The organism is Chitinimonas lacunae, assembly GCF_042650885.1.
Classification (GTDB): Bacteria; Pseudomonadota; Gammaproteobacteria; order Burkholderiales; family Chitinimonadaceae; genus Chitinimonas_A; species Chitinimonas_A lacunae.
The window spans coordinates 4,280,989-4,300,729 of sequence record NZ_JBHSBU010000001.1; the positions used below are offsets into that span (position 1 = coordinate 4,280,989).

Below are 19,741 nucleotides of genomic sequence, written 5' to 3' on the forward strand. Positions count from 1 at the left end.
GGACAGATTGTTGATGGGATAAACAGCAGTCGAGGGCGGTGGATACATTAAAAATTCAGGAAAAATGTCTGCTAGAACCATCGGAGGTTACATACAAAAAACAAAAAAGCCAGCCTGGGGCTGGCTTTCTTGCTTAGGGCTAGGAGGTCACAGCGCCCGACCTTCGATCAACCGCAAGATACTGGAAAAATCGAGCCGCCCCGCGCCTTGCCGGCTATGGAGAGCGTAGAGGTTGCGGGCCACGCTGCCCATCGGGGTGCTGGCGCGGGTTTCCAGCGAGGCTTCCATCGCCAGACCCAGGTCTTTCAGCATCAGATCGACCCCGAAGCCGCCATCATAGTTGCGGCCCGCTGGCACATTTTCCATCACGCCAGGCCAGGGGTTATAGACCTCAAGGCTCCAGTTGCGGCCCGAGCTTTTGGCCATGATTTCCGACAGGACCTTGGGGTCGAGTCCATGAGCGGCGCCCAGGCTCAGTGCCTCGGCCGTGCCGATCATATGGATGGCCAGCAGCATGTTATTGCAGATCTTGGCGACCTGCCCCGCACCGCTGTCGCCGGCGTGGAAGATGTTCTTGCCCATCTTTTCCAGCAGTGGCCGCGCCCGTTCCAGATGCTCGGTACTGCCGCCCACGATAAAGGTCAGCGTGCCGGCTGCGGCGCCTGCGGTGCCGCCCGATACCGGGGCGTCGATCATCGCGATATCGCGTGCCCGGGCGGCACGGGCCACGCGGCGGGCGCTGTCGGGCGAGATGGTGGAGCAATCGATCACCAGACTGCCCGGCGCAATGCGCTCGAGCAGGGCGGTTTCTTCGAGATAGAGCGATTCGACATGGGCACTGGCGGGCAACATGCTGATGACCACCTGAGCGTCGATGACCGCGGCCGCTGCACTGTCGGCCGCTTTGGCACCCAGGGTGACGGCTGCCTCGACTGCGCTGCTGACCAGATCGAATACCGTCAGGGCATAACCGGCCCGCAGCAAATTGGCGGCCATCGGGCCGCCCATATGGCCAAGGCCGATAAAGGCGATGCGTGGTGCTTGGGACATGCTTGTCTACTCCAGATTGTTGTTGTCGGTTCCGACCGCCGGTCAGCACGCTGACCGGCGGCCGCAGGGGCCGGCGTGGGGCGCCGACCCGTGATCCAGCTTAGCGCAGACTGATTGTGGTGTTGACTTGACCGCTGGTCACGGCGTCGTCGAACCAGCGGGCCGTGACGGTCTTGGTATGGGTGTAGAAGCGCACCACTTCCTTGCCGTAGGGACCAAGATCGCCCAGGCGCGAACCACGCGAACCGGTGAAGCTGAAGAACGGTACCGGCACCGGAATCGGCACATTGATGCCGACCTGACCGACATCGACCTCATTCTGGAACTTGCGGGCGGCCGCGCCCGACTGGGTGAAGATGGCCGTGCCATTGCCGTAGGGATTGGCGTTGATAAAAGCAATCGCCTGATCGAGCGTATCGACTTCGACCAGACATAGCACCGGTCCGAAGATTTCCTCGCGGTAGATGTTCATTTCCGGTTTGACGCCCGAGAAGATGGTCGGGCCGACGAAATTGCCGCGCTCGTAGCCGGGCACCTGGTAATTGCGGCCGTCGAGTTCGAGCCGGGCACCTTCGGCCACCCCGCGCTCGATCAGTTGCTGTACCCGCTGCTTGGCATGCGGGGTGATCAGCGGGCCGATATCGGCTTCGGCCTCATGGCCAGCGTTGACGCGCAGCGTCTTGGCGCGGGCAACGATCTCGGGCACCCATTCGCGGGCCTGACCCACCAGCACCGCCACCGTCAGTGCCATGCAGCGCTGGCCGGCTGCGCCAAAGGCCGCGCCGACCAGGGCGTTGAGCGATTGTTCACGTTGGGCATCGGGCAGGAAGACGGCGTGGTTCTTGGCACCCAGCATCGCCTGGACCCGCTTGCCGTTCTGGGTGCCGCGCTGCCAGACATGGGTGCCGACATGGACCGAGCCGACAAACGAGATGGCCTTGATATCGGGATGGTCACAGATGGCGTTGACCGCCTCCGGTCCGCCGTGCACCACATTGAGCACCCCGGGCGGCAGGCCGGCGCGTTGCGCCAGTTCGGCCAGTTTCATCGGGGTCAGCGGGTCTTGTTCGGATGGTTTTAGGACAAATGTATTGCCGAGCACGCAGGCCATGGGGAACATCCATAACGGGATCATGGCCGGAAAATTGAAGGGAGTAATACCAGCGCATACGCCAAGTGGTTGACGGATTGCATAGGTATCGACCCCACCCGCCACGTTCTCGGCGAACTCGCCCATTTGCAGCGTACCGACCGCTGCGGCGTGTTCGACCACTTCCAGGCCCCGGAACACATCGCCCCGTGCATCGGCCAGGGTCTTGCCCTGTTCGCGCGTCAGGGTACTGGCCAGGTCTTCCATATGCTCGCGGATCAGCGCCTGTAGGCGCAGAAACACGCGGGCACGTTCACTGATCGCGGTATTGCGCCAGGCCGGGAAAGCGGCACGGGCGGCGGCCACGGCGCGGCCGACTTCCTCGGCGCTGCACATCGGTACCCGGGCCAGAACGGTCTGGGTGGCCGGGTCGATCACATCGCGCCATTCACTGGTGGTCGATTCGACGAATTCACCGTCAATCAGCAACTTAACGGTCGGGATCATTGTCATTGTCTGTCTCTCTCCATAGGGCTGCCGTCTGGTGGACGGCGGGGTGCGGCAGGGGTCGGCCGCGTCAGACGGCCGCGTCGGTTGACGTGAACGTCAATGCGTAATCGTGCCACATTGTCCGTGTGTTGGGGTATGGCCTGGTCGGACGGTCATTTCGGGACAAATTTGACGGAAATTGGTACTTAAATGCTGAAAAAGCAAAAAACCGGTACTTCTGTCTCGATTGCTCAACAGTGCAATTTTCACGCTGGGTTTCCCGTTGAGCCTGTTCCCTCAGAGGACTAGCAATGGAAGGCGTCGCACCGCCCTTGGTGGGACGTTTATTCCAAGTAGATATCCTGAGGAGAAACCCATGTTTGCAAAGCATTTGATCGCCGTTGCCATTTCCGCCTTCGCTGTTGCGCCGGCTTTTGCCGAGACGCTGAAGGCCGAAGTGACAAGCTCCCCCTACTACGGTCGCACCGACGGGGTACGGGTCACCTTGACCCTGACCAACACCGGTGAGCGGCCACTGGTGCTGCCGCGCTGGTTCGTGCCGGATGGAGTGGTGGAAGAGGACCTGTTCGAGGTACTGCGTGATGGCCAGCCGGTTGAGTATCTCGGCCCTGAATTCAAGCGTGCGCCCCTGAGCTTGAACGATCTGGTCTCGCTGGCGCCGGGAGCGTCCTTGTCGCGCACGGTCGATCTGACTGAGCTGTACGACCTGTCGGAGAGCGGTCAGTACAGCATTCGTTATCGAGTGAGCAACCGCCGGATGCTCAGCCTGTCTACTGTGGCGAGCAGCGCCGAGGCCGAGTCCAGGACCGAATCCAAGGTACTCTCGGCCTGGATCGAAGGCAGGATGACGCCCTCACTCATCCGCGCCCAGGATGCCCGCCGTCTGAGTGCGTGGCTGGCCAATATCATGGCGCCCAGTGTGAGCTTCGAGCAGTGCACCACGACCCAGCAAAATGCGATCCTGTCGGCGGTCAATGCCTCGGCCACCATGGCTGGCGTTTCCTACCGCTACCTCAGCATGACTACCCCTGGACCGACCACACGCTATGTCACCTGGTTCGGCAAATATTCGCTGACCAACTGGAATGTGGCACGCGAGCATTTCAAGAAGATCCAGGAAGCAGTCAACTACAAACCGCTGGTATTCAATTGCGGTTGCACGTCGAGCGCCTATGCGTATGTCTATCCCAATCAGCCTTACAAGATTTATCTGTGCAAGGCCTTCTGGTCGGCGCCTAACACCGGGACCGATTCCCGAGGCGGCACCATCATCCACGAGCTGTCGCATTTCACCGTGGTGGCGGATACCGACGATCATGCCTATGGTCAATCGGCTGCCAAGCAATTGGCCATCAGCAGCCCGACCAAGGCGCTCAACAATGCCGACAACCATGAATACTTTGCGGAGAACACTCCCTCACTGCCATGACCGCTGCTAAATCCTATCGCTTATCTCAACTGGTCCGGCCGCTCTGTGCGGCCGGTTTTTTCCTGGCGGGCGTGAGTGTCTGCCATGCCGCCCCGGCCCCACGCTTCGATTGTCGGCTTGAGGTCAAGGCCAGCCAGGCTGGCCAGCCGGTCGAGCTGCACTGGCGGCTGCACAATCCCGGCCAGCAGCGCTGGCGGGTACTGGTGTGGAATACCCCGCTCGAAGGGCTGCTCAATCGCTATCTGCGCGTGAGCCGGGAAGGGGTCGAAGTCGAGTTCGACGGACCGATGCTGAAACGCGGCGCGCCGACCGCCGAGGAGTATCGTCTGCTGCGGCCTCGGTCCAGTCTGGATGGCCGGGTCGATCTGAAACTTGCCTATGACCTCAGCAAACCCGGCCGCTACCGGCTCGAATGGACCGGCCACCTGCACGATGTGGCCGGTGCCGGTGAGACGGTGCCCCGCGCCAACGGCGCAATGCGGGCGGTGGAATTGCACTGCCCGGCGGTGGAATTCAGCTTACGTTGATGAGCTTGGAGTGCGCGGGTGGCTTCGATAAACTGGGATTCCCTTTTCGTCCGGAGTTTGCCGTGAACGATCATATTTCTGAATTCAAGCAGCAGAACGATTCGCAGACCTATGCGGTATTGCTGTGGGTGGGCACTGCCCTGTTGAGTCTGGCGCCGCTGTTTGTCTTCGTGCCTGCCCTGGTGCTGTTCCTGACCAAAAAGGACGACGACTTCCTGCTGCACCATTCGCGTGAAGCCCTGAACTGGTCGATCACCTTTTTACTGATCGAGGCGGCCTGTCTGGTCTTTACCGTGGTGACACTGGGACTGGGCGGTTTCGTATTTCTGCTGGCGGGCATTCTGCATGTGGTGTTCTGCGTGATGGCAGCGGTCAATACCAGCAAAGGTGTTCGCTACTATCTGCCGTTCAATCTGCGACTGATCAAGTAAGGTCGGTCAACCATTACCCCGTCCGTTCTCTGAGAACGGCGGGGTATTGTTTTTTGCTACGGTCGTAGCGGTATTTTCGATACTCCCGGCCTCGGGAACGGAGCTTGCCGGAACTTTCTCCTGATGACTGGCCTCGAACCGCCGCCTGCGGCGGCTGCCGAAATAGAGCGCGGCGCCAGCTTTCATTAAGTTTTCATTCAGCTTGGGCTGACTAGCATGCGGCCACTTCGATCAGCCGAAACCGGCCGATCGGATGCCCAAAAAACAACCAAGACCCAAGCAAATGATGAAACGACTCTTCCCTGTTGTGGCGCTTGCCGCCGCGTTGTCCACGCCGGCCCTGGCGGGCGATTTCTATGTCGGCGCCGACCTCGGCGCCAGCCAATACGAGATGGACAAGCTGAAGCTGGCCATCCCGCCCGGTTCGACCATCGACAAGCGTGATCTGAGCTGGTCGATGTTCGGCGGCTATAGCTTCAATCCCTATGTGGCGGTCGAAGCGGGCTATCGCAATTTCGGCGAAGGCAGCTTCAAGTATCAACAGATGACCGGCTCGGTGAAGAGCTATTCCCTGAGCACCGCCGTGCGCGGTTCGCTGCCGATCAACGATCAGGTGGCGCTGACCGGCCATCTGGGTCTGAGCCATACCGTGAGCAAGCTGCGTGTCCGCGTGCCGGAGCTGGTCGATCAGCGGGCCAAGCACGATCGGGTCGAAGGTTTCTACGGTGTTGGCGCCCGTTTTGCCATCGATAAGCAACTGGCGGTGCGCACCGATTACAGTCACTACGCCAAGAGCCGGCTGAACAATCTGTCGGCCGGTCTGGAATATCGCTTCTAAGCGGCACGGCCGGCGGTGCCTGCGCCGCCGGCCGCAATGCTGACTGTACTTGTCACAATTGAAGACATATTTTTTACAAATATTTTGTAAAGAATTCAATTTCTATATTTTAGATTGCACATTATTTTCTTGCTGGCTAAGATGATCCGTCCTCCCCGCTAGGGGCAACCAGTCTACGGAGTGCAGGAATATGAAAAATCTCAGCCTGATCGTCGCCCTGACTGCCTTGGGCAGTGTGTCCGTCTATGCTGCCGAGCCGGGTTTCTATCTGGGTGGCGATATCGCCCAGACCCGTGTATCGGAAGACGGTTTCAAAGCCCGCGACAACGGTTGGTCGGCCTTTGCCGGCTATACCTTCAACGAAACCTTCTCCGCCGAAGTGCTGTACCGCGATATGGCCGACAAGACCGTCAATGTCGATGTCGGCCCCTATGACGTCTCGACCCGACTGCGTGCCCATCACGCCGGTGTCGCGCTGCTCGCCGGCTTCCCGGCTTCCGATACGGTCAGCCTGTACGGCCGTCTGGGCGTGGGCCGCACCCGCGTCAAGGCCCGGGCCGAATACCTGGGTTTCAGTGCCGACGCGAGCAAGCATAAAACCGAGGCCGTGGTCGGCCTGGGTGCCCGCTTCGCTTTCAACCGCCAGCTTGGCATGCGTGCCGAGTACACCCGCCACGACAAGGCCGAAGCCAATGTCTTTGCGCTGGGTCTCGATTACCGCTTCTGACCGGTTTCCCGCCAATGCCTGAGGGCGGCCCGGGGATTTCTGCCACCCCCAGGAAGTCTGCCTGCCACCCTCGGCATCGGTGTGGAGACGGCGATGTCCGCATCGCCGTACCCCCCAAGACAAACGGCCCCATCAGGGGCCGTTTGTCTTTGCACGCTTGTTGTGCGGGAGAGAGGAATATTCAATTTCTGTGCAAAATATCTGCTAGAAACTGGGCGGACAATATCAATAAATAAACCAAATATCCTTCAGCTTCTTATCGGTTTCCTCTCTGTCCACTCCTAGCCGCTTCCTTGCCTCAAGCCTGAGTCGCCAGGAAACGTCGCTCCCACGGCGTGACTTCGAGCTGGAAGCTGTCGAGCTCGACCTGCTTGGCCGCCACAAAGGCCGCGACGAACTCGTCGCCGAACAGCTGCCGCGCCAGCTTGCCGTGGGCCATGGCATCGAGCGCCACTTCGAGCGAGCAGGGCAGGGTGGAGCAGACATTGTCCTGATAGAACACATTGTCGTGAGCCTCTTCACCGGGCTCGATGGCGTTCTCGATCCCATGCAGACCGGCGGCCAGGCTCGCGGCCAGCGCCAGATACGGGTTGGCGTCGCAGCCCGGGATGCGGTTCTCGACCCGCCGTGCTGCCGGCCCCGATAGCGGAATGCGCAGGCCGACCGAGCGGTTGTCGTAGCCCCAGCTCAGATTGACCGGCGCCGCCATATGCTTGGCAAAGCGGCGGTAGGAATTGATATGCGGGCACAGCAGCGGCATCAGTTCGGGCAGGCAGTGTTGCAGACCGCCGATGAAATGGCGGAAGGCGGCACTGGGGCTGCCGTCGGCTTCGCTGAAGACATTGGCGCCGGCACGGTCAACCACGCTCTGGTGCAGATGCATCGAGCTGCCCGGCTTGCCGCCCATCGGCTTGGCCATGAACACGACGTAGAGGCCATGGCGGAAACCGATTTCACGCAGGGTGTATTTAAATAGGAAGGTCAGATCGGCGAGCTTGAGCGCATCGCCATGGACCAGATTGATCTCGAACTGGCTCGGCCCCAGTTCATGGACAAAGGTGTCACCCGGAATGCCCAACTGGGCCAGCGCCCGGTGCACATCGTCGAAGAAACCGTGGAATTCATTGAGCGCACCGAAACTGAAACCGGCCTGACCGTATTCCGGCCGGCCCGAGCGGCCGATCGGCGGGGTCAGCGGCTGGTTGGGGTCGGGGTTTTGCGCCAGCAGGTAGAACTCGAGTTCGGGGGCAACCACCGGACTCCAGCCGCGCTCGGTATAACGGGCGAGGACGCTTTTCAGGATGTTTCGGCTGGAAATCGCCGTGGGCTTGCCATCTAGATCGACACAATCGTTGATGACGAGCGCGCGTGGCTCGGTGGCCCAGGGCACCAGTTTCAGCGTCTCGTAATCGGGCACCAGCCGCATATCGGGGTCGCGCTCGCCATAGAAGCGGTAATCGGGGAATTCCCCGGTCACGGTATGGATGGCCACGGCCCGCGCCATGCGCAGTTCCTGGCCGGCGGCAAAGGCGGCGGCGGGCAGGGCCTTGCCGCGGGGATAGGCGTTGAGATCAGGAATCAGGCATTCGACCTCGCGCACGCCGTGCTGTTGCAGGAACTCGGCCAGTTGCGGGGGAGGATGCTTATCGTGGGCGCTCATGGTGCTTCCTTGCTTTGAGTCTGGCGCCGGCCGCCGTGCGGGTCCGGTCGCTGGGAAATACTTGTCTCGTCTCCGCGCACCGCTCGGGCGGCGCGTCGCCTCGATGGTCCACACCAGCCGCCAAACCCACCAACCTGTAGGGTGCGTTCTCAGTGCAGTGCGTGACGGCCTGCGGCCTGAGGCACCCTGCGGGGACGGGCTGGGACGCTTGGTTCGGGTGTAACCAAAGATTGGTCCGTTTTTGATGTTTTCTATATTAATAAAGCCATGTATCTAGCATGGCTTTGTCTTAAATATTGATTTTTGCTCAGCGTCTATCGCTGCGCCGCAAAATCTCCTCGCTGTGCTGACCAAGCAGCGGCGGGGCGTTGCGGTATTCGATCGGGGTAGCCGACAGCTTGATCGGATTGGCCACCAGTTTGACCGAGCCGGCCGGGTGCGGCACCTCGACCACCATCTGGCGCGCCACGGCCTGGGCTTCGGCCAGCGCTTCAGGGATGGTGTTGATCGGGCCGCCGGGAATGCCCGAGGCTTCCATCGCCTCGATCCAGTGGCGGCGCGGTTGCTTGAGCAGGGCGGTTTCGATCTGCGGAATCAGCTCGGCACGGTGGACGACCCGGGCGCGGTTGGTGGCAAAACGTGGGTCCTCTGCCCATTCGGCATGGCCGCACAGTTCGGCAAAACGGGCGAACTGGCTGTCGTTGCCGACCGCGACGATCACATGGCCATCGCTGGCGGCGAAAGCCTGATAGGGCACGATATTGGCGTGGGCGTTGCCATAGCGCGGTGGCTCGACGCCGCCCACCAGATGGTTCGAGGCCACATTGGCCAACATGGCCAGCTGGCAGTCGAACAGGGCCAGATCGATATGCTGGCCGACCCCGCTGCGGTCGCGATGGGCCAGGGCCGCCAGAATGGCCACGGTGGCGTACATGCCGGTAAACAGATCGGTCACCGCGACCCCGACCTTCATCGGCTCGCCGCCGGGCTGGCCGGTGATGCTCATCAAGCCGCCCAGGCCCTGGATCATGAAGTCGTAGCCAGCCTGATCGCGGCGTGGGCCGTTCTGGCCGAAACCGGTGATCGAGCAGTAGACCAGATCGGGCTTGATCGCCTTGAGGCTGGGGTAGTCGAGGCCGTATTTCTTGAGGCCGCCGACCTTGAAGTTCTCCACCACCACATCGCAGTCGCGCACCAGCTCGCGCAGCTGCGCCTGGCCTTCGGGGCTGGCCATATCGATGGCGACCGATTTCTTGCCACGATTGGTGCAGAGGTAATAGGCCGATTCGCGCGTCGGCTGGCCGTCGCGGTCGCTCAGGAAAGGCGGGCCCCAGCCACGGGTATCGTCGCCGCCGTCGGGTTTTTCGATCTTGATGACTTCAGCGCCGAGATCGGCGAGTTGCTGGGTGGCCCAGGGTCCGGCCAGCACGCGGGACAGGTCGAGGATGCGCAGATGGGACAGGGCGGACATGGCAAAGACTCGCAAGCGAAACGGGCGGCCGGACCGGATGGGTCCGGCGCCCGTCGAGGCGCTCCGCCGGGTGGGCGGAACGCAAAACCGTGCGCCGGACCAGCCGGCGCGTCACTCAGGCGGAGAAGGCCGCGATACCGGTCTGGGCGCGGCCCAGAATCAGCGCGTGCACATCGTGGGTGCCTTCGTAGGTATTGACCGCTTCGAGATTCATCACATGGCGGATCACATGGAACTCGTCGCTGATGCCGTTGCCGCCGTGCATATCGCGGGCGATCCGCGCAATGTCGAGCGCCTTGCCGCAGTTGTTGCGCTTGATCAGCGAGATCATTTCCGGCGCGCCGCGCTCTTCGTCGAGCAGGCGACCGACCCGCAGGGCGGCTTGCAGGCCCAGGGTGATCTCGGTCTGCATATTGGCGAGCTTGAGCTGGATCAGCTGGTTGGCGGCCAGCGGCCGGCCGAACTGTTGGCGGTCGAGCGTGTACTGCCGAGCCGCGTGCCAGCAGAACTCGGCCGCGCCCATCGCGCCCCAGGCGATGCCGTAACGGGCCTTGTTGAGGCAGCCGAACGGACCTTTGAGGCCGCGTACATTGGGCAGCAGATTGGCTTCGGGCACCAGCACCTCATCCATCACGATTTCGCCAGTGATCGAGGCACGCAGGCTGAATTTGCCTTCGATCTTGGGGGCCGACAGGCCCTTCATGCCCTTTTCGAGGACAAAGCCGCGGATTTCGCCGGCATCGTCCTTGGCCCACACCACAAACACATCGGCGATGGGCGAGTTGGTGATCCACATCTTGGCGCCGGTCAGCAGATAGCCGCCGTCGACCTTCTTGGCGCGGGTCAGCATGCCGCCCGGGTCGGAGCCGTGGTTGGGTTCGGTCAGGCCAAAGCAGCCGACCCATTCGCCGCTGGCGAGCTTGGGCAGGTATTTCTGCTTCTGTTCTTCGCTGCCGTAGGCCCAGATCGGGTACATCACCAGCGAGCTTTGCACGCTCATGGCCGAACGATAGCCCGAATCGACCCGCTCGACTTCGCGGGCGATCAGGCCGTAGGCGACATGGCTGACACCAGCGCAGCCATAACCTTGCAGGGTCGAGCCCAGAAAGCCCAGTTCGCCCATCTCATTGAGGATTTCGCGGTCGAAACGCTCATGGCGGTTGGCTTCGAGCACCCGCGGCATCAGCCGCTCCTGGCAATAGGCGTGGGCTGCGTCGCGGATCATCCGTTCGTCGTCGTTGAGCTGCTCGTTGAGCAGCAGCGCGTCGTCCCACTGGAAGCTAGGGCGTGCCATGTCGTTGTCTCCTGATCAAGCTCGTTCCGCAATGCGGAACCGTATTTCACGATGCGAAATAGCATAACTGTCCGCCCTGGCGAAGTAAAGCGTGCCCGGCTCGCCGCTGGTCGGTTTGGCGCGGGCGACGGCGTGGCCAGCGGCTACAACCAAACTACGGATGACCTGGGACGGGCCACGGAGGCAAGCGGTGGGGTTGCGGTTACGGACGATTCTGGTGGCTTTGCTGGTAGGTACGACGCTGGCGGGTGTGGCCCTGTCCTTTACCTTATCGTGGCGCAGCGGCGAGGCGGCCGTGGCCGAGCTGGGACGTCGTCTGCAAGACAGCGCCGAGGCCCGGATCGCCGACCATATCCGTCAGCATCTGGCCCAGGCCGAAAGGGCGGTCGAGCAGGCCAGCACCACGGTGCTCGATATCGAGCATCCCGACGACTTGCAGCGGCAGTTCTGGTATCAGATTTCCGGTAGTGGCGGCTTGTCGGCGGTGTTCATGGCCACGGCCGAGCGCGAGTTCGTCGGGGTGGAGCGGCGGCCTGACGGCATTCGTTACCTGACCCGCAGCGGGGCGATCACCGATTATGCCTTTACCACCTATCTGGCCGATCGCGACGGTCGTGCCCAGGCCGTGGCGATGCGCCAGCCCGATTACGACCCGCGCGCGCGGCCGTGGTATCGCCAGGTGAGCAAGGCCGGGCGCACGGCCTGGAGCGGGGTTTATGTCTTTTCCCTCCATCGCACCCTCTATCTGTCGCTGGGCAAGCCACTCCCCGACCGTCATGGCCGCCGGGGCACCGTGGTGGCGGCCGCCTTCAATCTGCAACAGATCACCGAATTCCTCCGTCTGCTCAACCCGGTCGAAGGCGCCGTGACCTTTATCGTCGAGCCCGACGGTCAACTGATCGCCACCTCGTCCGACGCCGAAGTGGTGATCGAGCGGCCAAGCGGCCCGTCGCGGGCCTCACCGGCCGATCTGAATGATTCGGTCCTGCGCAGCGCCTTGCTGCAAGGCGAGTCGGTGCGAACGCAGCTGGCCGCGGGTGAGCGGATCCATCGTCAGTTCGACTGGCGCGGCCGGCGCTATCAGCTGTTGCTGTCGCCATTCACCGATCGCTGGGGGCTGCGCTGGGTGGTCGGGGTCACCTTGCCGGAGCAGGCGCTGTATGGGCCGATCCACAGCGAGCGCGAACGTACCCTGTGGTTCAGTGCCGGGGCGGTGTTGCTGTCGATGCTGGTCGGGGTGGCGGTCGCGGCCTGGCTGGGCCGGCGCGTTGATCGGCTGGTGCAGAGCGCTGCCAGAATGGCCGATGGCGAACTCGACCGCCGGGTACAGATCGGCAATCCGGTCGAGCTGGCTCAGCTTGGCGACAACTTCAATATCATGGCCGAGCGCTTGAGCCGCAGCATGGCCGAGCTGCGTGAGCTCAACACCGACCTCGAGCGCACGGTGGCCGAGCGCACCCAGGCGTTGGAAAACGAAGTGCTGGAGCGCCGACTGGCCGAACAGGAAGCCCGCCGCGAGCGCGATTTCTCGCATTATCTGATCGATGCGCTGCCGGGCATCTTCCTGCTGGTCGGCGAAGACGGCCGCTTGCTGTTCTGGAATGCCCAGCTCGAACGGGTGACCGGACTCGACAACGCCATGCTGCGCCGCCTGCCGGCCGTTGAATGTTTTGCGCTCGGGGCACGCGAAGTGCTGGCTGGCGAATTCCTGCGTGCTTTCGTTGCGGGGCACGCCTCGGTCGAAGCTGATCTGGCAGGTCCCAATGGTGGACTGCCTTGTCAGATCTCGATCCAGCGCCTGCCAGTCGAGCGGGGAATGCGGCTGATCGCCGTCGGGATCGACGTGAGCGAGCGGCGGGCGCTCGAGCTGGAACTGGAACGGCAGGCGCAGTGCGATGCGCTGACCGGGCTGCATAATCGCGGCCATTTTCTGCAGCTGGCCGAGCGCGAGCTGCTGCGGGCCCGGCGCTATGGCCAGGGGATGGCGCTGTTGATGATCGATGTGGACTGGTTCAAATCGATCAATGACCGCTTCGGTCATCATATCGGCGACCGGGCCTTGCGCACCTTGGCCGACCTGTGCCGCCAGACCCTGCGCGAAGTCGATGCCGTGGGCCGACTCGGCGGCGAGGAATTCGCCGCCCTGCTGCCCAACGCCGACATCAACGCCGCCCAGGCCGCCGCCGAGCGACTGCGTGCCTCGGTCGAGGCGGGCTTGCTGGTGCTCGACGACGGTCATGAAATCGGCTTTACGATTTCGATCGGCGTAGCCCAGCTCAGCGAGATCGACAGCCTCGACAGCCTGCTCGAACGCGCCGACCGCGGCCTCTACCAGGCCAAGCGCAGCGGCCGTAACCGGGTGTGCTGCGTTTGAGTCCGTGGCTCATCGTGTGCAGGAAGCTGTCGTGCTGACGGGTTTCCGCGATAATCGCCGCTTCCTGCCCCGACCGATACCGCACCATGACCGATCCCCTGGCCGACCAGGCCGCTTCCGACCGTCTGTTCGTCACCGCGCTGGCGCGTGGGCTCGATGTGTTGCGGGCCTTCCAGGCCGGCGAGCGCTCGCTGGGCAATCAGGAACTGGCACAGCGCACCCGCCTGCCCAAATCCACCGTTTCGCGGCTGACCCATACCCTGTGCAAACTTGGCTATCTGGTGCAGGACGTCCACAGCGGCCGCTACCAGCTCGGCGCCGCCGTGCTGACGCTGGGTTATGCGGCTCTGGCCAATCTCGATATCCGTGACCGCGCCCAGCCGCTGATGCGCGCGCTGTCGGACGCCACCGGCCTGTCCGTCACGCTGGGGGCGCTCCATGGCACCCGTATCGTCTATGTCGAAGCCTGCCGGGCGCCGACCCGGGTCGGGATCCGGCTCGACGTCGGCTCAAGCGTGCCGCTGGCCATCACGGCAATCGGCCGCGCCGCCTACAGCGCCCTGGACGAAGCGGCGCGCGAACGGCTGGAGCGTCAGTTGGCACTTGAACACGGCGCCCATTGGCCAAGATTGCGCGAAGGACTGGCCCTGGCGCGGCAGCAATGGCTGCGGGAAGGTTTCTGTCGATCGTTCGGGGAATTTGAAGCCGATATCTACGCCGTCGCCGTCCCCTTGGCCGCCCGACCGGGCGAGACGCCGCTGGCGCTCAATTGCAGTGGTCCGGCTTACCGGCTGAGCGAGGCGCAGTGGGCCGAGGAGATCGCGCCCAAGCTGATTGCGCTGGCGCAGACGCTGTCGGCCTCGCGCTGAGTGGCTTCGGCGCTCGATCGTTCATTGCCGCCTCCAGCCAGCGCGTCGTATGCCAGACAGGACGGCAGGATTGCCGGGAGGCGTCGCGGACAGGCTGAGGCAGGGGGCGGCTGTCGTGGCAAGCGCAGGAGACGGCAGCCGGTCCGGATGCCCGGTGGGGCAGGGGTCAGTCGGACGAGTCGTCGTCCTCGGGCTGCGCTGGCTTGTCGTCGTCTTGCAGAATGCGATGGGCCGGGCCTTCGAGGTCATCGAATTGGCCCGAGCGGGTGGACCACCAGAACAGCAGGCCACCGCAGACCGCGACCAGCACCGACAGGGGAATCAACAGATACAGGCTTTCCATGGGGCGCGAGCTTAGGCGCTTCAAGCGTCTGTCGCAATGCAGCGACGGTCTGATCGGAATTGGAAAATTATCTGCAAATGATGTGCTAGCACAGATAACGTAATTAAAGAATTTTGAATGTTTTGTTGATTTGGAAGGTCGGCCGTCCAACAGCATGACGGCCGACTTCCTATTGGTATCAACGCCTCAACGTTGGCCGTGGATCGCTGGCAGAGGCGATCGTTCGGCGAGGTCGGGCGTTTCCTGCCACAGCTCGAGGTAGTGCCTGCCCCGACGACACCGCCAGATGGGCCGATAGCCCAAGGATCGATAGTAGGCGTCGACGTCGGCGACGCGACGGAGATCACCGGGTGTCAGCAACTGGATCAGCATGGTCTGGCTCCTGCAACGGTAGCGCCTGGGTAAGTCCGCTATCGGTCCGAGGTGTGCGAACTTGAGCCGATCGATGCAGTTGACACGCAGCTGTCACCAAGCGCCCTTATCCTGCCTGCACTGACGCCGTCATGGTGGCGAAGGTGGCTCTGGCCCGGTCGAGCCGAACGCACCGGGCACCAGTTTTCCCCCTAAGTCTTTCGCCTCACGGCCGCCTGCGAGCGGCCGTCGTTTTTTCCTGGCCCGGCGTGGCTGCCGATCTGAACTAGCATGGTGGAGTGCAGGCCAACAGGCGAGGTGGCGCAAGTGGCGACAGGCGACAATGGGGCCGATCCGTGGACGATCGAGGCGATCTGCCGTGGCGAACACGGCGATCCGTTTTCGTGGCTGGGAATGCATCGCAGCGGCGATGACCTGCTGCTGCGCGTCTGGCTGCCCGATGCGAGCGCCATTACCGTGCTCGACGGCGAAGGTCGTGCGCTGGGCGAACTCGAGCTGCTCGACGGGCGTGGCCTGTTCGCCGGCCGGCTGCCGCGCCGGCGCCAGCCTTTTCCCTACCGGCTCCGGGTTGCCTGGCCCGGTACGGTGCTTGAGCTGGACGACCCTTACCGTTTCCCGCCGCTATTGGGCGAGCATGACGCCTGGCTGATCGGTGAGGGCAATCACCGCGAAGCCTATCGGGTGCTCGGCGCCCATCCGGTCGAGCTCGATGGCGTCAGCGGGGTCGGCTTTGCCGTCTGGGCACCCAATGCCAAGCGCGTCTCGGTGATCGGCGACTTCAATTTCTGGGATGCGCGCCGCCATCCGATGCGTCTGCGCCATGAATGCGGCGTATGGGAGCTGTTTCTGCCAGGCGTCGCGCCCGGCGCCCGCTACAAGTTCGACCTGCTGCACTGGGACGGCCAACGCAGCCAGCGCGCCGACCCCTATGCCCTGGCCGCCGAGCTGCGGCCCGCCACGGCCTCGATCGTGAGCCGCCTGCCGCCGCCGCAGGCACCGGCCCCGATCGATCAGCGTCCCAACCGACCGATCAGCATCTACGAAGTCCATCTCGGTTCGTGGCGCCGTCATCGCGATGGCCGCTGGCTCGGCTATCGCGAGCTGGCCGCTACCCTGCTGCCCTATGTAGTCGAGATGGGCTTTACCCATCTGGAACTGCTGCCGGTATCGGAACACCCGTTCGACGGCTCCTGGGGCTACCAGCCGACCGGCCTCTACGCCCCGACGGCCCGCCACGGCACGCCCGAGGATTTCCTCCATCTGGTCGAGCAGGCCCATGGTCTGGGGCTTGGCGTGATACTCGATTGGGTACCTGGACATTTTCCCTCCGACCCGCATGGATTGGCGCAATTCGATGGCAGTTTCCTTTATGAACACGCCGATCCGCGCGAGGGCCGTCATCCTGACTGGGATACCCTGGTCTACAACTACGGCCGGCGCGAAGTCGCCAACTATCTGGCTGCCAATGCGCTGTTCTGGCTCCAGCGCTACGGTGTGGACGGACTGCGCGTCGATGCCGTCGCCTCGATGCTGTACCGCGACTACAGCCGCCGCGACGGCGAATGGCTGCCCAATGTCCACGGTGGCCGCGACAACCTCGAAGCCATCGATTTTCTGCGCCGGGTCAACCAGTGGCTGGCCAGTGCCCGCCACGACGCGATCTGTGTGGCCGAGGAATCGACCGCCTTTGCTGCGATCACCCGACCGGTGGAGCAGGGTGGCCTGGGCTTTCACTACAAGTGGAATATGGGCTGGATGCACGACACGCTGCGCTATATGGCGCGCGAGCCCGTTCACCGGCGCTTTCATCACGACGAGCTGACCTTCGGCCTCAGCTATGCCTTCTCCGAACACTATGTGCTGCCGCTGTCGCACGACGAGGTGGTCCACGGCAAGGGGTCGCTGCTGGCGCGCATGCCCGGGGATCCCTGGCAGCGCTTTGCCAATCTGCGCGTCTATTTCGGCTTGATGTGGACCCATCCGGGCAAGAAGCTGCTGTTCATGGGCGGCGAGTTCGCCCAATGGCGCGAATGGGACCACGACGGTGCGCTCGATTGGCAGTTGCTCGACGAACCGGCCCATCTCGGGATGCAGCGCTGGGTGCGCGATCTCAACCGACTCTATCGCAGCGAACCGGCGCTCCATGCGCTCGATGCCGATCCGGCCGGGTTCGAGTGGATGGCCTGGGACGACCATCACAATTCGGTGCTGAGCTTTGTGCGCCACGACGGCCACGGCCGCATGGCGCTGGTGCTGTGCAATTTCACCCCCGAAGTGCGGCGCGACTATCGGGTCGGCGTGCCGGCAGCCGGTTACTGGCGCGAAGTGCTCAATAGCGATGCCGTCTGTTACGGCGGCAGCGGCCTTGGTCATGGTGACGCCATCGCCGAGCCGGTCGGCTGGCACGGCAAGCTGCAATCGCTGCGGCTGACGCTGGGGCCGCTCGCGGCCCAGATCTTCGTATGGGAGAAACGATGACGCTGGCGCTGGGGCTGGAGTCGGGCGACCCGTTTCATCTGGGCGGCCGCTACGACGGGCGCGGAGTGAACTTCGCCGTCTATGCGCTCAATGCCGAGTCGGTCGAACTGTGCCTGTTCGACCGCAACGGCCAGCGCGAGCTGGCACGTCTGCCGCTGCCGGGCTGGCATGCCGGGGTCTGGCATGGCTATCTGCCTGGTGCGCAGCCGGGCCTGATCTACGGTTACCGCGTCCATGGACCGTGGTGGCCCGAACGCGGTCTTCGCTACAACGCCGCCAAGCTGTTGTGCGACCCCTACGCGCGGCGGCTGTGGGGACGCTATCAGGGCCAGTCGGACTACTGCGACCATCTGCCTGATGACCCGCGCCGGCCCGATCCGCGCGATAACGCTGTCCAGGCGGTCAAGTCGGTGGTCACGACCGATGGCTTTGACTGGGGCGATGATGCGCCACCCCGGGTGCCATGGGCCGATACGCTGATCTACGAACTCCATGTCAAGGGCTTCAGCCGGCTCCACCCCGATCTGCCGCCCGCCCTGCGCGGCACCTATGCCGGCCTTGCTCGACCGGTCTGTCTGGACTGGCTGCGCTGGCTTGGCGTCACCACGCTGGAGCTGCTGCCGGTGGCCGCCATCGGCGACGAGGGCCGCCTGCTGGGGCTGGGGCTGAGCAATTATTGGGGCTACAACCCGCTGGCCATGATGACGGTCGAGCCACGTTACGCCGCCGGGTCCGATCCGCTGAGCGAATTCAAGTCGCTGGTGCGCGCCTGTCATGCGGCGGGGCTGGAAGTCATTCTCGACGTGGTCTGCAACCACACGGCCGAAGGCGGCATCGGCGGTCCGAGCTTTCATCTGCGCGGCCTCGATCAGCCGTCCTACTACCGGCTGCGGCCCGACGGCCAGTGCGAGAACTGGAGCGGCACCGGCAACACGCTCGATCTGTCGCAGCCGCGCTGCCTGCAACTGGTGCTCGATACCCTGCGCTTCTGGGCCGGGCAGTGCCGGGTAGACGGTTTCCGCTTCGATCTGGCGCCAGTGCTGGGACGGGGAACCGATGGGGCGTTCGATCCGAGGTCGGGCTTATTGGCGGCGATTCAGGCCGATCCTTTATTGGGGCGGCTCAAGTTGATCGCCGAGCCGTGGGATCTGGGGCCGGACGGTTATCGGGTCGGTGGCTTTCCGCCCGGCTGGGCCGAGTGGAACGACCGTTACCGTGACGGCATGCGCCGCTTCTGGCTGCGCCGGGAGGTCAGCCGGGGCGAATTCGCCCGCCGCCTGTGTGCCTCGAGTGAACTGTTCGAGCGCCGTGGCCGCTGTCCCTGGGCCACGGTCAACTTGCTGACCGCCCACGACGGCTTTACGCTGCGCGACCTGACCAGCTATCGCCATAAGCACAACGAGGCCAACGGCGAGGACAACCGCGACGGCCACAGCGAAAACTTCAGCGACAACTGCGGGGTCGAGGGCAGCAGCGATGAGGCGGCGGTCAATGCTCGGCGCGGACGGCTCCAGCGGGCGCTATTGACCACCTTGCTGTGCAGTCAGGGCACGCCGATGCTGCTCGCGGGCGACGAGATCGGCCACAGCCAGCGCGGCAACAACAACGCCTACTGCCAGGACAACCGCACCAGTTGGCTCGACTGGGACCGGGCCGACCAGCAGCTGGCGGCCTTCGTGGCCCGGCTGGCAGCACTGCGGCGGCGTTACCGGGCGCTGCGTTTCGACGACTGGTTCAGTGCCGGTTCGCACGGTGGCTACGAGCGGCCCGATGTCGAGTGGCGCGACGCCGAGGGCCGCTTGATGACCCCGGCCGAATGGGATCATCCGCAGCGCTTCGTGCTGGAAGTGGAACTGGCCCCCGAAGGCGAGCAGGATGTCTGCTTGCTATTGGTCAACGCCGAGCCGCAGCCCGCCTTGTTCACCCTGCGCCCCGGCCGCTGGCTGCGCCTGCTCGACAGTGCCGACCCCGAAGCGGGTGAGGCGCTGTTCCAGCATCAGGCCGAAGTCGAGGCGCAGACCGTGTGGCTGCTGGTGTTGGAGATGGGGGGAAGGGTGACCTGGTGAATCGAGGCCAAAGCGGCAAAAGTGCGTGCCAATGAGCGGCACATTCGTCAAAGTAAAATAATCGGTAAAATTACTGCTAGATACAGTGCAGTAAATTCAAATAATTTATCAAAATATGCGATTTTGATAACACTCCTTGATGAATTTCCCCCTCCCCCTCGGGTTACGACGCCTTAAGAAAAAGCGATTTAAACAACCTTGTTGATCCGAAA

At 63.4% G+C, this 19,741-nt stretch carries 16 protein-coding genes; 9 read left to right on the top strand and 7 right to left on the bottom strand.

What is annotated here, in order from left to right; genetic code table 11:
• Nucleotides 1-147 precede the first annotated feature (147 nt).
• Nucleotides 148-1,050 carry a 3-hydroxyisobutyrate dehydrogenase gene (mmsB, locus tag ACFOW7_RS18320; protein ID WP_378167078.1) on the bottom strand — a complete coding sequence of 301 codons (903 nt, stop codon included), beginning with the start codon at nucleotides 1,048-1,050 and terminating at the stop codon, nucleotides 148-150.
• A 100-nt stretch (nucleotides 1,051-1,150) separates the two neighbouring features.
• Nucleotides 1,151-2,653 carry a CoA-acylating methylmalonate-semialdehyde dehydrogenase gene (locus ACFOW7_RS18325; protein ID WP_378167081.1) on the bottom strand — a complete coding sequence of 501 codons (1,503 nt, stop codon included), beginning with the start codon at nucleotides 2,651-2,653 and terminating at the stop codon, nucleotides 1,151-1,153.
• A gap of 352 nt (nucleotides 2,654-3,005) precedes the next feature.
• Here ACFOW7_RS18325 and ACFOW7_RS18330 point away from each other — a divergent pair, with 352 nt between their 5' ends.
• The 5 genes from ACFOW7_RS18330 to ACFOW7_RS18350 all read left to right on the top strand — a co-directional run bounded on the left by ACFOW7_RS18330 (nucleotide 3,006) and on the right by ACFOW7_RS18350 (nucleotide 6,602).
• The gene (locus tag ACFOW7_RS18330; RefSeq protein ID WP_378167083.1) at nucleotides 3,006-4,079 is read left to right on the top strand and encodes a M35 family metallo-endopeptidase; all 1,074 of its coding nucleotides are present in this window, start codon (nucleotides 3,006-3,008) and stop codon (nucleotides 4,077-4,079) included.
• Nucleotides 4,076-4,606, top strand: coding sequence for a hypothetical protein (locus ACFOW7_RS18335; protein WP_378167085.1), 531 nt, complete (start codon nucleotides 4,076-4,078; stop codon nucleotides 4,604-4,606). The genes ACFOW7_RS18330 and ACFOW7_RS18335 overlap by 4 nt, the downstream gene beginning before the upstream one ends.
• A 62-nt stretch (nucleotides 4,607-4,668) precedes the next feature.
• The gene (locus ACFOW7_RS18340; RefSeq protein WP_378167087.1) at nucleotides 4,669-5,037 is read left to right on the top strand and encodes a DUF4870 domain-containing protein; all 369 of its coding nucleotides are present in this window, start codon (nucleotides 4,669-4,671) and stop codon (nucleotides 5,035-5,037) included.
• Nucleotides 5,038-5,320: 283 nt separating this feature from the next.
• The gene (locus ACFOW7_RS18345; RefSeq protein WP_378167089.1) at nucleotides 5,321-5,875 is read left to right on the top strand and encodes an outer membrane beta-barrel protein; all 555 of its coding nucleotides are present in this window, start codon (nucleotides 5,321-5,323) and stop codon (nucleotides 5,873-5,875) included.
• A 190-nt stretch (nucleotides 5,876-6,065) separates the two neighbouring features.
• The gene (locus ACFOW7_RS18350; RefSeq protein WP_378167091.1) at nucleotides 6,066-6,602 is read left to right on the top strand and encodes a porin family protein; all 537 of its coding nucleotides are present in this window, start codon (nucleotides 6,066-6,068) and stop codon (nucleotides 6,600-6,602) included.
• Between the two features lie 298 nt (nucleotides 6,603-6,900).
• Here the strand turns inward: ACFOW7_RS18350 and ACFOW7_RS18355 are convergent, their stop codons facing one another.
• From ACFOW7_RS18355 to ACFOW7_RS18365, 3 genes are all read right to left on the bottom strand, one after another.
• Nucleotides 6,901-8,262 carry a glutamine synthetase family protein gene (locus tag ACFOW7_RS18355; RefSeq protein ID WP_378167093.1) on the bottom strand — a complete coding sequence of 454 codons (1,362 nt, stop codon included), beginning with the start codon at nucleotides 8,260-8,262 and terminating at the stop codon, nucleotides 6,901-6,903.
• A 307-nt stretch (nucleotides 8,263-8,569) separates the two neighbouring features.
• Entirely contained in the window at nucleotides 8,570-9,733 is a 1,164-nt protein-coding gene (locus ACFOW7_RS18360; RefSeq protein ID WP_378167095.1) for a CaiB/BaiF CoA transferase family protein, read from the bottom strand.
• Between the two features lie 115 nt (nucleotides 9,734-9,848).
• The gene (locus tag ACFOW7_RS18365; protein WP_378167097.1) at nucleotides 9,849-11,027 is read right to left on the bottom strand and encodes an acyl-CoA dehydrogenase; all 1,179 of its coding nucleotides are present in this window, start codon (nucleotides 11,025-11,027) and stop codon (nucleotides 9,849-9,851) included.
• A 217-nt stretch (nucleotides 11,028-11,244) separates the two neighbouring features.
• Here ACFOW7_RS18365 and ACFOW7_RS18370 point away from each other — a divergent pair, with 217 nt between their 5' ends.
• Both ACFOW7_RS18370 and ACFOW7_RS18375 read left to right on the top strand, forming a co-directional pair.
• Nucleotides 11,245-13,401, top strand: a complete 2,157-nt coding sequence (locus tag ACFOW7_RS18370) for a sensor domain-containing diguanylate cyclase (RefSeq protein ID WP_378167099.1) — start codon at nucleotides 11,245-11,247, stop codon at nucleotides 13,399-13,401.
• 86 nt (nucleotides 13,402-13,487) lie between these two features.
• Nucleotides 13,488-14,270: an IclR family transcriptional regulator gene (locus tag ACFOW7_RS18375; protein WP_378167102.1), complete on the top strand. Its 783-nt coding sequence runs from the start codon at nucleotides 13,488-13,490 to the stop codon at nucleotides 14,268-14,270.
• Nucleotides 14,271-14,436: 166 nt separating this feature from the next.
• On the opposite strand, the gene ccoS is transcribed toward ACFOW7_RS18375, so the two are convergent.
• Nucleotides 14,437-14,613, bottom strand: a complete 177-nt coding sequence (ccoS, locus tag ACFOW7_RS18380; RefSeq protein WP_378167104.1) for a cbb3-type cytochrome oxidase assembly protein CcoS — start codon at nucleotides 14,611-14,613, stop codon at nucleotides 14,437-14,439.
• Nucleotides 14,614-14,799: 186 nt separating this feature from the next.
• Nucleotides 14,800-14,985 carry a hypothetical protein gene (locus tag ACFOW7_RS18385; protein WP_378167106.1) on the bottom strand — a complete coding sequence of 62 codons (186 nt, stop codon included), beginning with the start codon at nucleotides 14,983-14,985 and terminating at the stop codon, nucleotides 14,800-14,802.
• A gap of 306 nt (nucleotides 14,986-15,291) precedes the next feature.
• Here ACFOW7_RS18385 and glgB point away from each other — a divergent pair, with 306 nt between their 5' ends.
• Both glgB and glgX read left to right on the top strand, forming a co-directional pair.
• Entirely contained in the window at nucleotides 15,292-17,463 is a 2,172-nt protein-coding gene (gene glgB / locus ACFOW7_RS18390) for a 1,4-alpha-glucan branching protein GlgB (RefSeq protein WP_378167108.1), read from the top strand.
• On the top strand, nucleotides 17,460-19,529 hold the full coding sequence (gene glgX / locus ACFOW7_RS18395) for a glycogen debranching protein GlgX (protein WP_378167110.1): 2,070 nt from the start codon (nucleotides 17,460-17,462) through the stop codon (nucleotides 19,527-19,529). Before glgB ends, glgX begins: the two co-directional genes overlap by 4 nt.
• Nucleotides 19,530-19,741 lie beyond the last annotated feature (212 nt).